This window comes from Citrobacter sp. CK195 (assembly GCF_030333365.1).
Taxonomy (GTDB): Bacteria; Pseudomonadota; Gammaproteobacteria; order Enterobacterales; family Enterobacteriaceae; genus Citrobacter_B; species Citrobacter_B koseri.
Map to the genome: position 1 here is coordinate 675991 of NZ_JAOWGB010000026.1, position 18763 is coordinate 694753.

The following is an 18763-nucleotide window of genomic DNA, read 5'->3' on the forward strand; positions in this document are numbered from 1 at the left end:
ATGTAAATGCGGAAATAGTTTCTAACCTGAAATATCAAACCCATTCAGTTATTTCCGTTCCTGAATAATTCCCTGAGTTCATTACTTCCTGACTTTCATTAAAAAGTACAGTAACCACACAGAGGAAACGGCATTATTTGGGGCAGGCAGGATCGGGCACCATCCCAGTCTCCACGCACACTCAGACCGTGCTAAACCGTTTCTTGCAATGGATATTTAGAATTGTGACAGAGTGCAAATTCAGACACACAAAAAACTTGCATAGCTTGCATTAAACCGGTTTCTGTCCGACCTTATATCTATTAATTACGAAGCGCAAAAAAAATCGCATTTCCCCATTTCCTCACAGTGAAGTGATTACTATGTTGATTCCGTCTAAATTAAGTCGTCCGGTTCGACTCGACCATACGGTGGTTCGTGAGCGCCTGCTGGCTAAACTTTCCGGCGCGAACAATTTCAGGCTGGCCCTGGTAACAAGCCCTGCGGGCTATGGGAAAACCACGCTTGTTTCACAGTGGGCAGCCGGGAAAAACGAGTTAGGCTGGTTCTCGCTGGATGAAGGCGACAACCAGCAGGAGCGATTCGCCAGTTATTTAATTGCCGCGCTTCAGCAGGCAACGGGCGGGCATTGCTCCACCAGTGAAGTCATGGTGCAAAAACGCCAGTACGTCAGCCTGACCTCCCTTTTCGCGCAACTCTTTATTGAGTTGGCTGAGTGGCATCGCCCGCTTTATCTGGTCATTGATGATTACCATCTGATCACAAACCCGGTGATCCACGACGCGATGCGCTTTTTCCTGCGTCATCAACCCGAAAATCTCACGCTGGTCGTGCTGTCGCGTAATTTACCGCAGCTCGGCATCGCTAATCTGCGCGTTCGCGATCAGCTGCTGGAAATCGGCAGCCAGCAATTAGCCTTTAACCATCAGGAAGCAAAACAGTTCTTTGACCGTCGTCTGTCCTCGCCTATCGAAGCCGCAGAGAGCAGCCGGATGTGCGACGACGTCGCCGGTTGGGCAACCGCGCTACAGCTTATCGCCCTTTCCGCCCGCCAGAACAATAACTCCGCGCACCAGTCCGCGCGACGCCTGGCGGGAATCAACGCCAGCCATCTGTCCGATTACCTGGTCGATGAAGTGCTGGACAACGTGGACGTGAGTACCCGGCATTTTCTGCTGAAAAGCGCCATCCTGCGTTCGATGAACGATGCGCTGATCGTGCGCGTGACGGGCGAAGAGAACGGGCAGATGCGTCTGGAGGAGATTGAGCGTCAGGGGCTGTTCCTGCAACGCATGGACGATACGGGCGAATGGTTCAGCTATCACCCGCTGTTTGGCAGTTTCCTGCGTCAGCGTTGCCAGTGGGAACTGGCGACCGAGCTGCCGGATATCCACCGCGCTGCCGCCGAAAGCTGGATGGCGCAAGGTTTCCCCAGCGAAGCCATTCACCATGCCCTGGCGGCGGGCGATGCGCATATGCTGCGCGATATCCTGCTGAATCATGCGTGGGGGCTGTTTAACCACAGTGAGCTGGCGCTGCTGGAAGAGTCGTTAAAGGCCCTGCCGTGGGAAAGTTTGCTGGAAAACCCGCGGCTGGTTCTGTTGCAGGCATGGCTGATGCAAAGCCAGCACCGCTACAGCGAAGTGAATACCCTGCTGGCGCGCGCTGAGCAAGAAATTCAGGGCATGATGGACGGTACGTTGCATGCGGAATTTAACGCCCTGCGCGCTCAGGTCGCGATTAACGACGGCAACCCGGATGAAGCGGAACGGCTGGCAAAACTGGCGCTGGATGAGCTGCCGATCGCCTGGTTTTACAGCCGTATTGTCGCCACCTCCGTACACGGCGAAGTGCTGCACTGTAAAGGCGATCTCTCCCGTTCACTGTCGCTGATGCAGCAAACTGAGCAAATGTCGCGTCATCATGACGTCTGGCATTACGCCCTCTGGAGCCTGCTCCAACAAAGTGAAATTCTCTTCGCCCAGGGCTTTTTGCAGGCCGCCTGGGAAACCCAGGAGAAAGCGTTCCAGCTGATTAAAGAGCAACATCTCGAACAGTTGCCGATGCACGAGTTCCTGATGCGCATTCGCGCGCAGCTTCTGTGGGCATGGGCGCGTCTTGACGAAGCGGAAGCCTCCGCCCGCAGCGGTATTGATGTGCTTTCCGCATTCCAGCCGCAGCAGCAATTGCAGTGTCTGGCGCTGCTGGTGCAGTGCTCGCTGGCGCGCGGCGATCTGGATAATGCCCGCACGCAGTTGAACCGTCTGGAGAACCTGCTGGGCAACGGCCAGTATCACAGTGACTGGATTTCCAATGCCGATAAGGTTCGCGTGATTTACTGGCAGATGACGGGCGATAAGAAGTCCGCCGCCAACTGGCTGCGTCATACGCCGAAACCAGAATTTGCCAACAACCACTTCCTGCAAGGCCAGTGGCGTAATATCGCCAGGGCGCAGATCCTGCTGGGTGAGTTTGAATCCGCAGAGATTGTGCTGGAAGAGCTAAACGAGAACGCCCGTAGCCTGCGTTTAATGAGCGATCTTAACCGTAACCTGCTGTTGCTTAATCAACTGTACTGGCAGGCCGGACGTAAAAACGACGCCCAGCGGGTGTTGCTTGATGCGCTGCAACTGGCGAACCGTACCGGTTTCATCAGCCACTTTGTGATTGAAGGCGAAGCGATGGCGCAGCAACTGCGTCAGTTGATTCAGTTGAATACGCTGCCGGAGCTTGAACAACATCGCGCACAGCGCATCCTGCGGGAAATTAACCAGCACCATCGACATAAGTTCGCCCATTTTGACGAAGGCTTTGTGGAGCGGCTGTTAAATCACCCGGACGTACCGGAGCTGATCCGCACCAGCCCGCTAACGCAGCGTGAGTGGCAGGTTCTGGGGCTGATCTATTCCGGCTACAGCAACGAGCAAATCGCCGGCGAGCTGGCGGTTGCGGCCACGACCATCAAAACGCACATTCGCAATTTATATCAGAAGCTCGGCGTCGCGCATCGTCAGGACGCCGTACAACATGCGCAGAGGCTTTTGAAAATGATGGGGTACGGAGTGTGATGATTGCCCGGTGGCGCTTACGCTTACCGGGCCTACAATCACGATCAGCACAACTCTAACTGAATATGGTGGTCGGTAAGCACCTGCAATACCCCTACTGGCGGCGTCATATCGGTATAGACGGCATCCACCAGGCTAATGCTGCCCATATTCACCATCGCATTACGACCAAACTTAGAGTGATCCACAACCAGCATCACATGGCGTGAATTTTCAATAATCGCGCGTTTCGTGCGTACTTCGTGATAATCAAATTCCAGCAGCGACCCGTCGCTGTCGATACCGCTGATCCCCAGAATGCCAAAATCCAGGCGGAATTGAGAGATGAAATCGAGCGTCGCTTCGCCAATAATGCCGCCGTCACGGCTGCGAAGCTCACCGCCAGCGAGAATAATGCGAAAATCCTCTTTCACCATCAGCGTGTTCGCCACGTTGAGATTGTTGGTCACAATGCGCAGGTTACTGTGATCCAACAAGGCATGCGCCACCGCTTCCGGCGTCGTGCCGATATCGATAAACAGCGTTGAACCGTTGGGGATTTGCGTGGCGACTTTCCGCGCAATACGTTCCTTCTCCGCCGTTTGCGTCGCTTTACGATCGTGCCACGGCGTGTTTACCGAGCTGGAAGGCAACGCCGCGCCGCCGTGGTGGCGCAGGATCATATTCTGCTCCGCCAGGTCGTTGAGATCCCGACGGATGGTTTGTGGACTGACGGAGAAATGTTCCACCAGTTCTTCAGTGCTGACGTATCCCTGCTTTTTTACCAGTTCGATGATAGCGTCATGACGTTGTGTCTGTTTCATTGTTATTCCCTGGAATTTTGCCGGATGGCGACGCCTGGCGTTTTATCCGGCCTACCGACCGTGCATTTTTAGTAGGCCGGATAAGGCGTTTCGCCGCCATCCGGCGCAACCCCAATCATGTTCGTTTTCGCGCATTCACCGTGTCAGCAAATGCCATCGCCAGCCCCACGGCCAGCCCGGCGATGTGCGCACCGTTCGCCATCGACATGCCAAACACATCAAACCACCCGGCAACAATCCAAATCAACGCAAAAGCAATAAGCCCACGCTGTAGATATATGCCGCTTTGCGGATCGCGTTCACCACGTAGCCAGGCGTAGCCCATCAGCGCGTAAACCACGCCGGAAAGCCCACCAAACCACGGGCCGCTGAACTTCTGCTGTACATAACCGCTCAGCAATGCGCTGATGACGGTAATAACAATCAGTTTTCCGCTGCCCAGACGCTTTTCCACCGCCCCGCCGATATACCACCACCACAACAGGTTGAAGAGGATATGCATTAACGAGAAGTGCATAAACGCATGGGTGAAATAGCGCCAGAACTCAAATTTCAGTGACGGATCAAACGGCCACGCCAGCCACACCATGACGCTCTGCGCGCCGACGATGCTCATCACAACGAACACCAGGATACAGGCGATCATAATAAGCCAGGTGACCGGGCCCGCCCTCTCGCGCAATGTGGCGATAAACGGGAAACGGCGATAGTGCAGCCCGCTGCCGGTATGACCGGACTGCCAGCTTGCCGCCAGATAACGCGGATCGGCGGGATTTTCCAGAAAGCGCGCCAGCTCCGCCCGCACGCGCTCGGCCTGAGATTCGTCCGCCAGCCAGACATCGCTTTGATGATGTTGTTGAATTGTCAGGATAACGCCCTGCGTCGCCATGTAATCAACAAATGCCTGCGCCACGCGGGGGTTAGCAAAAGAGGTAATCATCAACATTGTTGCTGTCGCTTAGTCCACACAAAAGAGGACAGTATATAGGCCCTTCCGGCTTCAGGCTGCATCTTTGTGGGCTTAAGCGCCAAATGCCACCTCTGAGGGGAAATGGCGGTGCCAGGCATCAAACCCGCCATCAATACTGTAAACCGCGTCATAACCCTGTTGTAGCAGGTACTGTGCCGCGCCTTTGCTGCTATTGCCGTGATAGCACATCACCATCACCACGGTATCGAAATCATGGTCGCGCATAAACGCGCCCAGCGTATCGTTGGTCAGATGGAACGCCTGCGGCGTGTGGCCCATCGCATAGCTTTGCGGATCGCGGATATCCACCAGCACCGCCGTTCCCTGGTGCAGCTTCTGGTGAGCTTCTTCGACATTAATACATTCAAACTGATCCATGAGTCTCTCTTTCTTTTATATGCAGGCTTTATATGCAGATGGCTATTTTACCGTTCAGTGTACGTCGCCGGGGTAAGTAAACGCCATAATGTTATATGTATCACTCTAAAATGTTTTTTCGATGTTACCACCAGCTCGTTTTTTTGCTATTATGCTCGATAACGAACATTTTTGAGCTTTAACGAAAGTGCAAGAGGGTAGCATGGAAACCAAAGATCTGATTGTGATAGGCGGGGGCATTAACGGTGCGGGTATCGCGGCAGACGCCGCCGGACGTGGTTTATCCGTGCTCATGCTGGAAGCGCAGGATTTGGCCTGTGCAACCTCTTCCGCCAGCTCTAAATTAATTCACGGTGGCTTACGCTACCTTGAACACTACGAATTCCGCCTGGTCAGCGAAGCGCTGGCCGAACGTGAAGTGCTGCTGAAAATGGCGCCGCACATCGCCTTCCCGATGCGCTTCCGCCTGCCTCACCGCCCGCACCTGCGCCCGGCATGGATGATCCGAATTGGTCTGTTTATGTACGATCATCTGGGCAAACGCACCAGTCTGCCCGGTTCAACCGGTTTGCGTTTTGGCGCAGATTCGGTGCTGAAACCTGAGATCGTGCGCGGTTTCGAATATTCTGACTGCTGGGTAGACGATGCGCGTCTGGTTCTGGCAAACGCCCAAATGGTGGTGCGTAAAGGCGGGGAAGTGTTAACCCGTACCCGAGCGACCTCTGCCCGTCGTGAAAACGGTCTGTGGATCGTAGAAGCGGAAGATATCGATACCGGTAAAAAGCACACCTGGCAGGCGCGTGGTCTGGTCAACGCCACGGGGCCGTGGGTAAAACAGTTCTTCGACGACGGTATGCACCTGCCTTCACCCTATGGCATTCGTCTGATCAAAGGCAGCCACATTGTGGTGCCGCGCGTGCATACGCAGAAACAGGCTTATATCCTGCAAAACGAAGATAAGCGTATCGTATTTGTGATTCCGTGGATGGATGAGTTCTCAATCATCGGCACCACTGACGTGGAGTACAAAGGCGATCCGAAAGCAGTGAAAATTGATGAAAGCGAAATCAATTACCTGTTGAAGGTCTATAACGCGCACTTCAAGAAACAACTGGGCCGAGACGATATCGTCTGGACCTACTCCGGCGTGCGTCCACTGTGCGACGACGAGTCCGATTCTCCGCAGGCGATCACCCGTGACTACACGCTGGATATCCACGATGAAAACGGCAAAGCGCCGCTGCTGTCGGTATTCGGCGGTAAGCTGACCACTTATCGTAAGCTGGCCGAACACGCGATGGAAAAACTGTCGTCCTATTACCAGGGCATTGGCCCGGCCTGGACTAAAGAGTGCGTGCTTCCTGGCGGGGATATCGGCGGCGATCGTGAAGATTACGCGGCCAAACTGCGCCGCCGCTATCCGTTCCTGACGGAGTCGCTGGCGCGTCATTATTCCCGTACCTACGGCAGCAATACCGAGTGGATACTCGGCGAAGCCACCTCCGTTGCCGAGTTAGGTGAAGATTTCGGTCACGAACTTTACGAAGCGGAGCTGAAGTATCTGGTAGATCACGAATGGGTACGTCGTGCGGACGACGCGTTGTGGCGCCGCACCAAAGAAGGGATGTGGCTCAACGCCGAGCAGCAGTCCCGCGTGAGCCAGTGGCTGGCGGAATATATTGGCAAACGTCAGTTGTCGCTGGCGTCGTAATGACAATGCCGGATGGCGGCTACGCCTTATCCGGCCTACAAAACAGTCCACAGGCCCGGTAAGCGTCAGCACCACCGGGCCTTTTGCCGGATGGCGGCTAACGTCTTATCCGGCCTACAGCTAGTCCTGCCCCGTGTTACAACCTTACCGAATCAATGTGCCAGATATTTTCGGCATACTCCTTGATCGTCCTGTCGGAAGAGAAATACCCCATATTGGCGATATTGAGCATCGCTTTCGCGGTCCACTCTTCGGGATGACGATACAATTCATCCACCTTATCCTGGCAATCAACATAGCTACGATAATCCGCCAGCACCTGATAGTGGTCGCCAAAGTTAATCAATGAATCCACCAGATCACGGTAGCGCCCCGGCTCTTCCGGGCTGAACACGCCGCTGCCGATCTGCGTCAGCACCTGGTGCAGCTCCGCATCTTTTTCGTAATACTCGCGCGGTTTATAGCCCTGCTTGCGCAGTTCTTCCACCTCTTCCGCCGTATTGCCAAAGATAAAGATATTCTCCGCCCCCACATGCTCCAGCATCTCGACGTTTGCGCCGTCCAGCGTACCGATGGTCAGCGCGCCGTTGAGCGCAAACTTCATGTTACTGGTGCCAGACGCCTCCGTACCCGCCAGCGAAATCTGCTCAGACAGGTCGGCGGCAGGAATAATGACCTGCGCCAGGCTCACGCTGTAGTTCGGGATAAACACCACTTTCAGCTTATCGCCAATCTGCGGATCGTTGTTGATCACCTTAGCAACGTCATTGATCAGGTGAATAATGTGCTTCGCCATGTAATAGGCCGAAGCCGCCTTACCGGCAAAGATATTCACGCGCGGCACCCATTCCGCCTCAGGATCTTCCTTGATGCGGTTATAACGCGTAATCACATGCAGCACATTCATCAACTGACGTTTGTACTCGTGAATACGTTTAATCTGCACATCAAACAACGCCTTCGGATTGACCACCACGTTCAACTGCTGAGCGATGAGTATTGCCAGCCGTTTTTTGTTTTCCAGCTTCGCCTGGCGCACCGCGTGATTCACCAGCGGGAAATCGCAATGCTGCTGTAGTTCGCTTAGCTGGCTGAGATCCGTACGCCAGGTGCGCCCGATATTTTCGTCCAGCACCTCAGAAAGCGACGGGTTCGCCAGCGCCAGCCAGCGGCGCGGCGTCACGCCGTTGGTCACGTTGCAGAAGCGGGTCGGGAAGATACTCGCAAAATCAGCAAACAGCGACTGCACCATCAGGTTAGAGTGCAGCTCCGACACGCCATTCACTTTATGGCTCACCACTACCGCCAGCCACGCCATACGGACGCGACGACCGTTGGACTCATCGATAATCGACGCCCGCCCCAGCAGAGCGGTATCGTTGGGATACTGCTCCTGCAACGTTTTCAGGAAATAGTCGTTAATCTCAAAGATGATCTGCAAATGACGCGGCAGGATTTTACCCAGCATATCCACCGGCCAGGTTTCCAGCGCTTCGCTCATCAGCGTGTGGTTGGTGTAGGAGAAGACCTGGCAGCACACCTCAAACGCATCGTCCCAGCTGAATTTGTGCTCATCAATCAACAAGCGCATCAGTTCCGGGATCGACAGCACCGGGTGGGTATCATTGAGGTGAATGGCGATTTTATCCGCCAGGTTGTCATAGGTTTTATGCAGCTGGTAGTGACGGCTCAGAATGTCCTGTACCGTTGAGGAAACCAGGAAGTACTCCTGACGCAGGCGCAGCTCGCGTCCCGAATAGGTGGAGTCATCCGGGTAAAGCACGCGGGATACGTTTTCAGAGTGGTTTTTGTCCTCTACCGCCGCGAAGTAGTCGCCCTGGTTAAATTTACCAAGGTTGATTTCGCTACTGGCCTGAGCGCTCCACAGGCGCAGCGTGTTGGTGGCGTCGGTATCATAACCCGGGATAATCTGGTCATAGGCCACCGCCAGAATCTCTTCGGTTTCAATCCAGCGGGCTTTCTTGCCTTCCTGCTGAATTCGCCCGCCGAAACGCACTTTGTAGCGCGTATTATGGCGTTTGAACTCCCACGGATTGCCGTATTCCAGCCAGTAGTCCGGGGACTCTTTCTGCCGCCCCTCGACAATGTTCTGCTTGAACATGCCGTAGTCGTAGCGAATTCCATAGCCGCGCCCCGGCAGGCCCAGGGTCGCCAGCGAATCAAGGAAGCACGCCGCCAGACGGCCAAGACCGCCGTTGCCAAGACCGGGGTCGTTCTCTTCATCAATCAGTTCTTCGAGATCCAGCCCCATCGCTTCCAGCGCCCCTTTAACATCGCCGTAAATACCCAACGATAACAAGGCATTGGAGAGGGTTCGGCCAATCAAAAATTCCATCGACAGGTAATAGACCTGACGGGTTTCCTGCGACAGTTGAGCACGGTTAGAACGCAGCCAGCGTTCCACGAGGCGATCGCGCACCGCGAACAGCGTGGCGTTCAGCCATTCATGTTTATTGGCAATGACCGGATCTTTACCAATCGTGAACATCAGTTTGTAGGCAATAGAATGCTTAAGCGCTTCTACGCTAAGAGTGGGCGATGCATAAGTAAATGGAGCATTCATATAGGTGATTCCTGGATAACTATTTCAAGCGATAGTAAAGCTCGCGGTAAGACTTCGCCGCGACTTGCCAGCTAAAATCCATGGCCATAGCCTGGCGTTGCACAAACCGCCAGAGCGAAGGTCGGGACCACAACACGAAAGCACGCCGGATCGCCCGTAACAGAGACCAGGCATTACTATCTTCAAATACAAACCCACTGGCGATGCCGTCCGCCAGGTTTTCCAGCGAACTGTCCGACACCGTATCAGCAAGCCCACCGGTACGCCGCACCAGCGGCAGCGTGCCGTACTTCAGTCCGTATAACTGCGTTAAGCCGCACGGCTCAAAGCGGCTGGGCACCAGAATGACATCCGCCCCGCCCATGATGCGGTGAGAGAAGGCTTCGTGATAGCCGATCTGCACGCCCACCTGGCCTGGGTGTTCCGCCGCCGCCGCTAAAAATCCTTCCTGCAATACCGGATCGCCCGCGCCCAGCAGCGCCAGTTGCCCGCCCTGCTCCAGCAATCCCGGCAACGCCTCCAGCACCAGATCCAGCCCTTTCTGGCTGGTCAGACGGCTGACCACGGCGAACAGCGGCGCTTTGTCATCCACTTTCAGCCCCATCGCAATCTGTAGCTGGCGCTTGTTCTCCGCTTTCTCCTCCAGCGAATCACGCGTATAGCGCGCCGCCAGCAGCAGATCCGTTTCCGGGCTCCAGATTTTCTCATCCACGCCATTCAGCACGCCGGACAGACGCCCTTCCTGATGACGCTGACGCAGCAGGCCTTCCATCCCGTACGCGAACTGCGGCTCGGTAATTTCACGCGCATAGGTCGGGCTCACCGCCGTAATATGGTCGGCGTAATACAACCCCGCCTTCAGGAATGAAATCTGCCCGTTAAACTCCAGACCATGCATGTTATAGAACGACCATGGCAGTTGGATGTCATCCATGTGATGTGCATAAAACATGCCTTGATAGGCCAGGTTGTGTACGGTAAACACCGATTTCGCCGGACGCCCGCGCGCGGCCAGATACGCAGGCGCCAGGCCTGCATGCCAGTCGTGCGCATGCACCACATCCGGGCGCCAGAATGGATCAAGCCCGCAGGCCATTTCACATCCCACCCATCCCAGCAGCGCAAACCGCAGGACGTTATCGGTATAGGCGAATAAATTCGTATCGTGATAAGGGCTTCCCGGACGGTCATACAGATGCGGCGCATCAATCAGGTAGATTCCCACGCCGTTATAATGCCCGAACAGGAGCGTAATTCTTCCCGCAAAGGTATCGCGCCGGGTCACTACCTGCGCATCCGGGATGCCCCGACGAATATCAGGAAATGCAGGAAGCAGCACACGAGCATCCACACCATCCGCAATCTGTGCCGCAGGCAACGCGCCAATCACATCCGCCAGACCACCTGTTTTTAGCAGGGGGAACATCTCTGAACATACATGTAAAACCTGCATTATCGCTCCTGTTTGACCTGCAATTTGCGCAGCATTTCACGCGTGACCAGCACAATGCCTTCCTCTGAACGGTAGAAACGACGGGCATCTTCTTCCGCGTTTTCACCAATCACCATACCTTCCGGGATTACGCAGGCGCGATCGATGATGCAACGACGCAAGCGGCATGAGCGTCCAACCCAGACCTCTGGCAGCAGGACTGCCGAATCGATGTTACAGAATGAGTTCACCCTCACGCGCGGGAACAGGACGGACTGCACCACCACCGAACCGGATATAATGCACCCGCCGGAGACCAGCGAGTTAAGCGTCATACCGTGGCTGCCGGAGCGATCCTGAACAAATTTCGCAGGCGGCAGAGACTCCATGTGCGTGCGGATCGGCCAGTCCTGATCATACATGTCGAGTTCCGGCGTCACCGAGGCCAGGTCGAGGTTGGCTTTCCAGTAGGCTTCCAGCGTACCCACATCGCGCCAGTAAGGTTCAGATTCGGGATCGGACTGCACGCAGGACAGCGGGAATGGATGCGCATATGCCATACCGGCTTTGGTGATTTTTGGGATGATATCTTTACCGAAATCGTGGCTGGAGGTGTCGTCTTTGTCGTCCTCCTCCAGCAACTCATACAGATAATCGGCGTTGAAAATGTAGATCCCCATGCTGGCGAGAGATTTCGTCGCATCACCAGGCATGGCTGGCGGATTCGCCGGTTTTTCAACAAACTCGATGATCTTGTCGCTCTCGTCCACCGCCATCACGCCAAACGCGGTGGCCTCTTCAATCGGCACCGGCATACACGCCACGGTGCAGCGCGCTCCTTTTTCGAAGTGGTCGATCAGCATGCGCGAGTAGTCCTGCTTGTAGATATGATCGCCCGCGAGGATCACCACATATTCCGCTTTATAGCGACGAATGATGTCCAGGTTCTGGGTCACGGCATCCGCCGTTCCACGATACCAGTTTTCACCCTGCATCCTTTGCTGGGCGGGAAGCAGGTCGACGAATTCGTTCATCTCTTCGCTGAAGAATGACCAGCCGCGCTGAATATGCTGTACCAGAGTATGAGACTGGTATTGCGTGATCACGCCAATGCGGCGGATCCCGGAGTTAATACAGTTGGATAAGGCAAAATCGATGATGCGGAACTTACCGCCAAAGTGCACGGCAGGTTTGGCACGTTTGTTGGTTAAATCTTTCAGGCGTGTACCACGGCCACCGGCCAGGATCAGGGCAACAGATTTTAATGGCAGCTGGCGCGCCAACATTACACGATCGTTCTTCTCTAAACTCACCATGACTAACTCCTTTTTTATCATCTCTGGAACACACACAGTCCGTGCGCAGGTCCCTGCCAGACAGCCGTAATCACCGGATTATCCTCTCCAGCGAATGGGGGAATAGCGTGCCACTCCCCTTCAGGTAAAACGATATCTGTCACCTCAAGCGTGGCGTTTATCGCGATAAGGAAGCGGTCTGAAAGCAGGATCTGCATCTGTTTCGGCCCGTTCTCCCACTCGCCCGCGCTTAAGGGCTCTGCATTTTTATTCAGCCAACGAACATTGCCGTCACTTTCTTCCCACCAGCGATTTCCCACTAATGCCGGTATCTGCTGGCGAAGATGAATCAATGCAGCGGTAAAGGTGGTTAGCCCACTGTTTGCCTGCTGCCAGTCCAGCCAGGTTAATGCGTTATCCTGGCAGTAAGCGTTATTGTTGCCGTGCTGGCTATGGCCGTGTTCATCGCCCGCCAGCAGCATCGGCGTTCCCTGAGAGAGCAACAACGTGGTCAGCAGGGCGTGAATGCTGTCGCGCCGCCGTTCAATCAGATCCAGCGTGCCGCCTAATCCCTCTTTACCATGATTATCACTGTAATTGTTGTTGGTGCCGTCCCGATTTTCCTCACCGTTCGCCTCATTGTGTTTCTGATTGAAACAAACACAGTCGCGCAGCGTAAAACCGTCATGCGCGGTGATCAGATTGACGGACGCATTGGGCAGGCGATCGTGGCGTTTAAACACATCGCTGGAACCGGCGAAACGTCCGGCAAACTCACCGAGGGGCAGATTGCGTTGCAACCAGAAGCGGCGGGCCGCGTCACGGAAATGGTCGTTCCACTCGGCAAACGGCGGCGGGAAATTCCCTACCTGATAGCCGCCTTCGCCGATATCCCAGGGCTCAGCAATGAGCTTCACGCTCGACAATACCGGGCAATTGTTGATGGCGGTAAACAGCGGCGCATCCTGACGGAACGCCGGGGTGCGCCCCATCACGGAGGCCAGATCAAAACGAAAACCGTCCACATGGCATGTTTCAACCCAGTAGCGCAGGCACTCGCACGCAAACTCCACCACACCGGGATGGCTCAGATTGAGGGTGTTGCCGCAGCCGGTCCAGTTGTGATAGTCGCCATCCTCCTTGATCCAATAATAGCTACGGTTGTCGATTCCGCGCAGGGAGAAGAGCGGCCCGTCGAGATCCAGCTCCGCGCTATGGTTCAGCACAATATCAAGAATGACTTCAATACCGGCTTTATGCAGCGCTTTGATGGCATCGCGAAACTCATCCAGCGCCGTTTCCGGGGAGCAGGCATAAGCCGGATGCAGCGCGAACATCGCCACCGGGTTATAGCCCCAGTAATTCGACAGCCCCAGGCGCTGTAAGCGCGGTTCACTGGCAAAATGCGCCACCGGCAACAGCTCCAGCGCGGTAATGCCCAACTGCTTGAAATACGCGATCATCACCGGATGGCCCAGCGCCTTCCAGGTGCCGCGAATCTCTGACGGGATCGCCGGATGCAGGTACGTCAGCCCCTTCACATGCGCTTCGTAGATGACCGTGTTGCCCCACGGCGTGCGCGGCGGGGCGTCATCTTCCCAGTCATAGCGGTCGGCGGTGACAACGCACTTCAGGGCAACGGCGGCATTATCACGATGATCCGGCTCGTCGTACCCGCCGTGCAGCAGCGGGTTATCCTTCAGCTCTCCTTCAACGCGGCGAGCGCAGGGATCGATAAGCAGTTTTGCCGGGTTAAAGCGGTGCCCTTGCGCGGGTTGCCACGGGCCGTGTACGCGATACCCGTAGCGCAGGCCGGGCCTGGCGTCGGCAAGGTAGCCGTGCCAGACATCGCCGCTACGCCCCGGCAGGTCATACCGCTGCTCATTGCCGAGCGCATCAAACACGCACAGTTCAACGCGCTCCGCATGCGCCGAAAAAAGCGTGAAGTTGACGCCATGACCGTCATACGTCGCGCCATGCGGTGTCGCTTTGCCGGTTGCCAGTTGCGTCATTCACCCTCCCGCACAAGCCAGATGGTGGCCAGCGGCGGCAGCGTCAGACTCAATGAGTGCTGGCGGCCGTGGCTGGCGATCTCGTCGCTGTGCACCACCCCGCCGTTGCCGGTATTGCTGCCGTGGTAGTGCATGGAGTCGGTATTCACAATCTCCCGCCATTGCCCTGGCTGATTGATGCCAAAACGATAGTCATGGCGCGGCACCGGGGTAAAGTTGCTGGCGACGATGATTTCATTGCCGACTTTATCGCGGCGGACAAAAATCAGCACCGAACGTTCGTTATCATCCACCACCAGCCATTCAAAACCGTAAGCATCAAAATCAAGTTCATGCAGCGCCTTATGGTGGCGATAGGTATGGTTGAGATCGCGCACCAGCCGCTGTACGCCGTGGTGCCAGTTGTCGCCGCCTTCCAGCAGATGCCAGTCAAGGCTGGCGTCGTGGTTCCACTCGCGCCCCTGGGCGAACTCGTTGCCCATAAACAGCAGTTTCTTACCGGGGAACGCCCACATCCAGCCGTAATAGGCGCGCAGGTTGGCGAATTTCTGCCAGGCGTCGCCAGGCATACGGTCGAGAATCGATTTTTTGCCATGCACCACTTCGTCATGCGACAGCGGCAGGACAAAGTTTTCGGTGTAGTTGTAGAGCATGCCGAAGGTCAGCTTATCGTGATGATACTGGCGATGAACCGGGTCCAGCTTCATGTAGTCCAGCGTGTCATGCATCCAGCCCAGGTTCCATTTGTACCAGAAACCCAGTCCGCCCATATCCTGTGGTCGGGACACGCCAGCGAAGTCAGTGGACTCCTCGGCCATGCTCACCGCGCCAGGCACCTGCTCTCCCAGAATACGGTTGGTATTGCGTAAGAACTCAATGGCTTCCAGGTTCTCACGCCCGCCGAACTCGTTGGGGATCCACTCACCTTCTTTGCGGCTGTAGTCGCGGTAAATCATCGACGCCACGGCGTCTACACGCAGCGCATCAATGCCGAAACGCTCAATCCAGTAAAGCGCGTTCCCGACCAGATAGTTGCTGACTTCACGGCGCCCGTAGTTATAGATAAGCGTGTTCCAGTCCTGGTGATACCCTTCGCGCGGGTCGCTGTGCTCATACAGTTTGGTGCCGTCGAAATCCGCCAGACCAAAATCATCCGACGGGAAGTGGCCCGGCACCCAGTCAAGAATGACGTTCAGACCCGCCTGATGAGCGGCATTGATGAAATAGCGGAAGTCATCGCGCGTGCCGAAACGGCGGGTCGGCGCATACAGCCCGGTCGGCTGGTAGCCCCAGCTGCCATCAAAGGGATGTTCATTAACAGGAAGCAGTTCGAGGTGGGTAAAGCCCATCCATTTTACGTATGGAATAAGCTGATCCGCCAGTTCGCGGTAGCTCAGCCAGAAATTGTTATCGGTATGACGACGCCACGAGCCCAGATGCACTTCATAGATGGAGACTGGCGCATCGAACCGGTTGGCTTGTTTGCGCTCTTCCGTCTGCACCACTTTTTCCGGTAGACCGCAGATCAGCGAGGCCGTTTCCGGGCGCATTTGCGCTTCAAACGCATACGGGTCGGCTTTGATTCTCAGCTTGCCATGCGCATCGATCATCTCGAACTTGTACAACTGACCGTGTTGCGCGCCGGGAATAAACAGCTCCCAGATACCGCTCTCTTTGCGCAGGCGCATCGGGTGGCGGCGGCCATCCCAGTAGTTGAATTGCCCAACGACAGAGACGCGCTGGGCATTCGGCGCCCAGACGGAAAAACGGGTTCCAGTAACGCCGTCCATTGTGTCGGCATGTGCGCCCAGCGTTTCATACGGGCGTAAATGCGTGCCTTCAGACAGCAACCAGGCATCCATTTCCTGGATCAGCGGGCCAAAACGGTAAGGATCGTCAATCAGATTCTGCTGTCCATGCCAGACAACAGCGAGCTGATAGCGAAAGAAATTTTTGCGTCGGGGGAGCACACCGCTAAAAAAACCGCGTGAGTCGATACATTCCAGTTTGCCGACTTTACGTCCGGTTTTCGGTTCAATCACCCACACTTCGGTGGCATCAGGCAATAGGGCGCGGACTTCCAGTCCCGCGGTGGTTTGGTGCATACCAAGTACGGAAAAAGGGTCCGCAAAATGGCCCGCAATTAGCGCATTAATCACGTCTCTATCGATACGATCGGACATGGCTGTCTTCCTGTTTTATGGTGTCACCCCTTCCAACTGATCTTCGACATCAGGTTGTGACACTTCTTTGACCTGAACGGCGCAGCACCAATGTGCATCCTCTCTGCCCCGTCCCACCTTCAGGCTAAGGCTTAATACCTCCGGTATTAAGACACCCTTAAAGAATAGCCAATGCTTTATCTTACTCCTGGTAAATATTGGAACATCTGCGCTTACTCCTGTATTACGCAAAAAAAAGGGTGACTCAGCACCCAACATTTAAACTCTGTTTTGTTTACCGGATGGCGGCGATGCGTTATCCGGCCTGATGATTCACGTTATTGGTGGGCCTGATGAGCGTCGCGCTACCAGGCCATCCACAATTACGCCAGCTGACGCAGCATACGGCGCAGCGGTTCTGCCGCGCCCCAAAGCAGCTGATCGCCAACGGTAAAGGCGGAGAGGAACTCCGGCCCCATGTTCAGCTTACGCAGGCGGCCAACCGGCGTGGTGAGCGTGCCGGTAACGGCAGCCGGGGTTAACTCACGCAGGGTAATATCACGATCGTTGGGTACCACTTTCGCCCACGGGTTGTGCGCGGCCAGCAGTTCTTCCACGGTCGGAACAGACACGTCTTTTTTCAGTTTAATGGTGAACGCCTGGCTGTGGCAGCGCAGCGCGCCGACGCGCACGCACAGACCATCCACCGGGATCACGGAAGAGGTGTTGAGAATTTTGTTGGTTTCCGCCTGGCCCTTCCACTCTTCGCGGCTCTGGCCGTTATCGAGCTGTTTGTCGATCCACGGAATCAGGCTGCCCGCCAGCGGTACTCCAAAGTTATCAACCGGCAGGTCGCCGCTGCGGGTCAGGGTCGTCACTTTGCGCTCAATGTCGAGGATCGCGGAAGAAGGGGTCGCCAGCTCATCGGCTACGTGACCGTACAAGTGGCCCATCTGCGCCAGCAGTTCGCGCATATGACGCGCGCCGCCGCCGGACGCCGCCTGGTAAGTCGCAACAGAAACCCAGTCCACCAGGTCATTAGCAAACAGACCGCCCAGCGACATCAGCATCAGGCTGACGGTACAGTTACCGCCGACGAAGGTTTTAATGCCGTTGTTCAGGCCGTCGGTAATGACATCCTGGTTAACCGGATCAAGAATAATGATGGCGTCGTCTTTCATGCGCAGCGAGGATGCCGCGTCAATCCAGTAGCCCTGCCAGCCGCTTTCACGGAGCTTTGGATAGATTTCGTTGGTATAATCGCCGCCCTGACAGGTCACAATGATATCAAGCGCCTTCAGCGCGTCGAGATCAAAGGCATCCTGAAGTGTGCCGCCGGGCGTACCGCCGAACGTCGGCGCTGCCTGCCCAAGCTGGGAAGTAGAAAAGAAAACAGGGCGAATGGCATCGAAGTCGCGCTCTTCAACCATGCGTTGCATGAGTACAGAGCCGACCATACCGCGCCAGCCGATAAAACCAACATTTTTCATAGCGTTTTTTTCCTGCAAAGATGTGTGCTGTGTATGCAAACCAGTGTCCTACTGGTTCTTCCTTCACCATACAAAAAGCAGCCAAAGTCGCAAGTGAAATTAATCAATGATAGCGAAGCCATCAGTAATGCGACTTATCCCGCTTCCTAAGCAAGCAGAAAGTCCGCAGTAATTATCAGGGAATTTGAGTTATGAATGAAATCATTTCAGCGGCAGTTTTATTGATCCTGATTATGGATCCACTCGGAAACCTGCCCATTTTCATGTCCGTACTGAAACATACCGAACCAAAGCGCCGCCGGGCGATTATGGTTCACGAGCTGTTTATTGCGCTTTTACTGATGCTCATTTTCCTGTTTGCGGGCGAGAAAATTTTGGTCTTTCTCAACCTGCGGGCGGAAACCGTGTCGATCTCCGGGGGGATTATTCTGTTCCTGATCGCCATTAAAATGATTTTCCCCAGCGCATCAGGCAACAGCGCCGGACTCCCGGCGGGCGAAGAACCGTTTATCGTACCGCTGGCCATCCCTCTGGTGGCGGGCCCGACCATCCTGGCGACGCTGATGCTGTTATCGCATCAGTATCCGAACCAGATGGGGCATCTGGTCATCGCTCTGCTGATCGCCTGGGGCGGCACGTTTGTGATTCTGCTGCAATCGTCGCTGTTCCTGCGTCTGCTGGGCGAGAAAGGGGTTAACGCGCTGGAACGTCTGATGGGGTTGATTCTGGTGATGATGGCGACCCAGATGTTCCTGGACGGCATTCGGATGTGGATGAAAGGCTAGCCGGGTGGCGCTTACCCGGCCTACGGTGTGGATATGTGCTCACTTGTAGGCCCGGTAAGCGGCGCGCCACCGG

The 18763-nt window shown here is 55.5% G+C and carries 12 protein-coding genes; 3 read left to right on the plus strand and 9 right to left on the minus strand.

The annotated features are described in order from the left end of the window. Positions 1-362 precede the first annotated feature (362 nt). Positions 363-3068: an HTH-type transcriptional regulator MalT gene (gene malT / locus OGX93_RS20630; RefSeq protein ID WP_012135526.1), complete on the plus strand. Its 2706-nt coding sequence runs from the start codon at positions 363-365 to the stop codon at positions 3066-3068. Between the two features lie 44 nt (positions 3069-3112). Here malT and OGX93_RS20635 read toward each other — a convergent pair whose 3' ends face one another. The 3 genes from OGX93_RS20635 to glpE all read right to left on the minus strand — a co-directional run bounded on the left by OGX93_RS20635 (position 3113) and on the right by glpE (position 5219). Beyond that, complete coding sequence (locus OGX93_RS20635; protein ID WP_134768973.1) at positions 3113-3871, minus strand: DeoR/GlpR family transcriptional regulator; 759 nt, start codon at positions 3869-3871, stop codon at positions 3113-3115. A 115-nt stretch (positions 3872-3986) separates the two neighbouring features. Next, positions 3987-4817, minus strand: coding sequence for a rhomboid family intramembrane serine protease GlpG (gene glpG, locus OGX93_RS20640; protein WP_012135528.1), 831 nt, complete (start codon positions 4815-4817; stop codon positions 3987-3989). Positions 4818-4892: 75 nt separating this feature from the next. After that, complete coding sequence (gene glpE / locus OGX93_RS20645; RefSeq protein WP_012135529.1) at positions 4893-5219, minus strand: thiosulfate sulfurtransferase GlpE; 327 nt, start codon at positions 5217-5219, stop codon at positions 4893-4895. Positions 5220-5421: 202 nt separating this feature from the next. Between glpE and glpD the strand changes: the two genes are divergently transcribed. Next, a complete protein-coding gene (gene glpD, locus OGX93_RS20650) occupies positions 5422-6930 on the plus strand; it encodes a glycerol-3-phosphate dehydrogenase (RefSeq protein ID WP_012135531.1) in 1509 nt (502 codons plus the stop codon). A 136-nt stretch (positions 6931-7066) separates the two neighbouring features. Here the strand turns inward: glpD and glgP are convergent, their stop codons facing one another. From glgP to asd, 6 genes are all read right to left on the minus strand, one after another. Further along, on the minus strand, positions 7067-9514 hold the full coding sequence (gene glgP, locus OGX93_RS20655) for a glycogen phosphorylase (protein ID WP_248622800.1): 2448 nt from the start codon (positions 9512-9514) through the stop codon (positions 7067-7069). 19 nt (positions 9515-9533) lie between these two features. Further along, a complete protein-coding gene (glgA, locus tag OGX93_RS20660) occupies positions 9534-10967 on the minus strand; it encodes a glycogen synthase GlgA (RefSeq protein WP_012135534.1) in 1434 nt (477 codons plus the stop codon). Continuing rightward, positions 10967-12262, minus strand: a complete 1296-nt coding sequence (glgC, locus tag OGX93_RS20665) for a glucose-1-phosphate adenylyltransferase (protein WP_024131017.1) — start codon at positions 12260-12262, stop codon at positions 10967-10969. Before glgC ends, glgA begins: the two co-directional genes overlap by 1 nt. Positions 12263-12279: 17 nt before the next feature. Continuing rightward, positions 12280-14253 carry a glycogen debranching protein GlgX gene (glgX, locus tag OGX93_RS20670; protein ID WP_286448935.1) on the minus strand — a complete coding sequence of 658 codons (1974 nt, stop codon included), beginning with the start codon at positions 14251-14253 and terminating at the stop codon, positions 12280-12282. Continuing rightward, complete coding sequence (glgB, locus tag OGX93_RS20675) at positions 14250-16436, minus strand: 1,4-alpha-glucan branching enzyme (RefSeq protein ID WP_286448933.1); 2187 nt, start codon at positions 16434-16436, stop codon at positions 14250-14252. Before glgB ends, glgX begins: the two co-directional genes overlap by 4 nt. Positions 16437-16798: 362 nt before the next feature. Then, positions 16799-17905 (minus strand): aspartate-semialdehyde dehydrogenase, encoded by a 1107-nt coding sequence (gene asd, locus OGX93_RS20680; RefSeq protein WP_012135538.1) that lies wholly within the window; start codon positions 17903-17905, stop codon positions 16799-16801. Positions 17906-18096: 191 nt separating this feature from the next. Here asd and yhgN point away from each other — a divergent pair, with 191 nt between their 5' ends. Beyond that, positions 18097-18690, plus strand: a complete 594-nt coding sequence (gene yhgN, locus OGX93_RS20685) for an NAAT family transporter YhgN (protein ID WP_286448932.1) — start codon at positions 18097-18099, stop codon at positions 18688-18690. Positions 18691-18763: the final 73 nt, after the last annotated feature.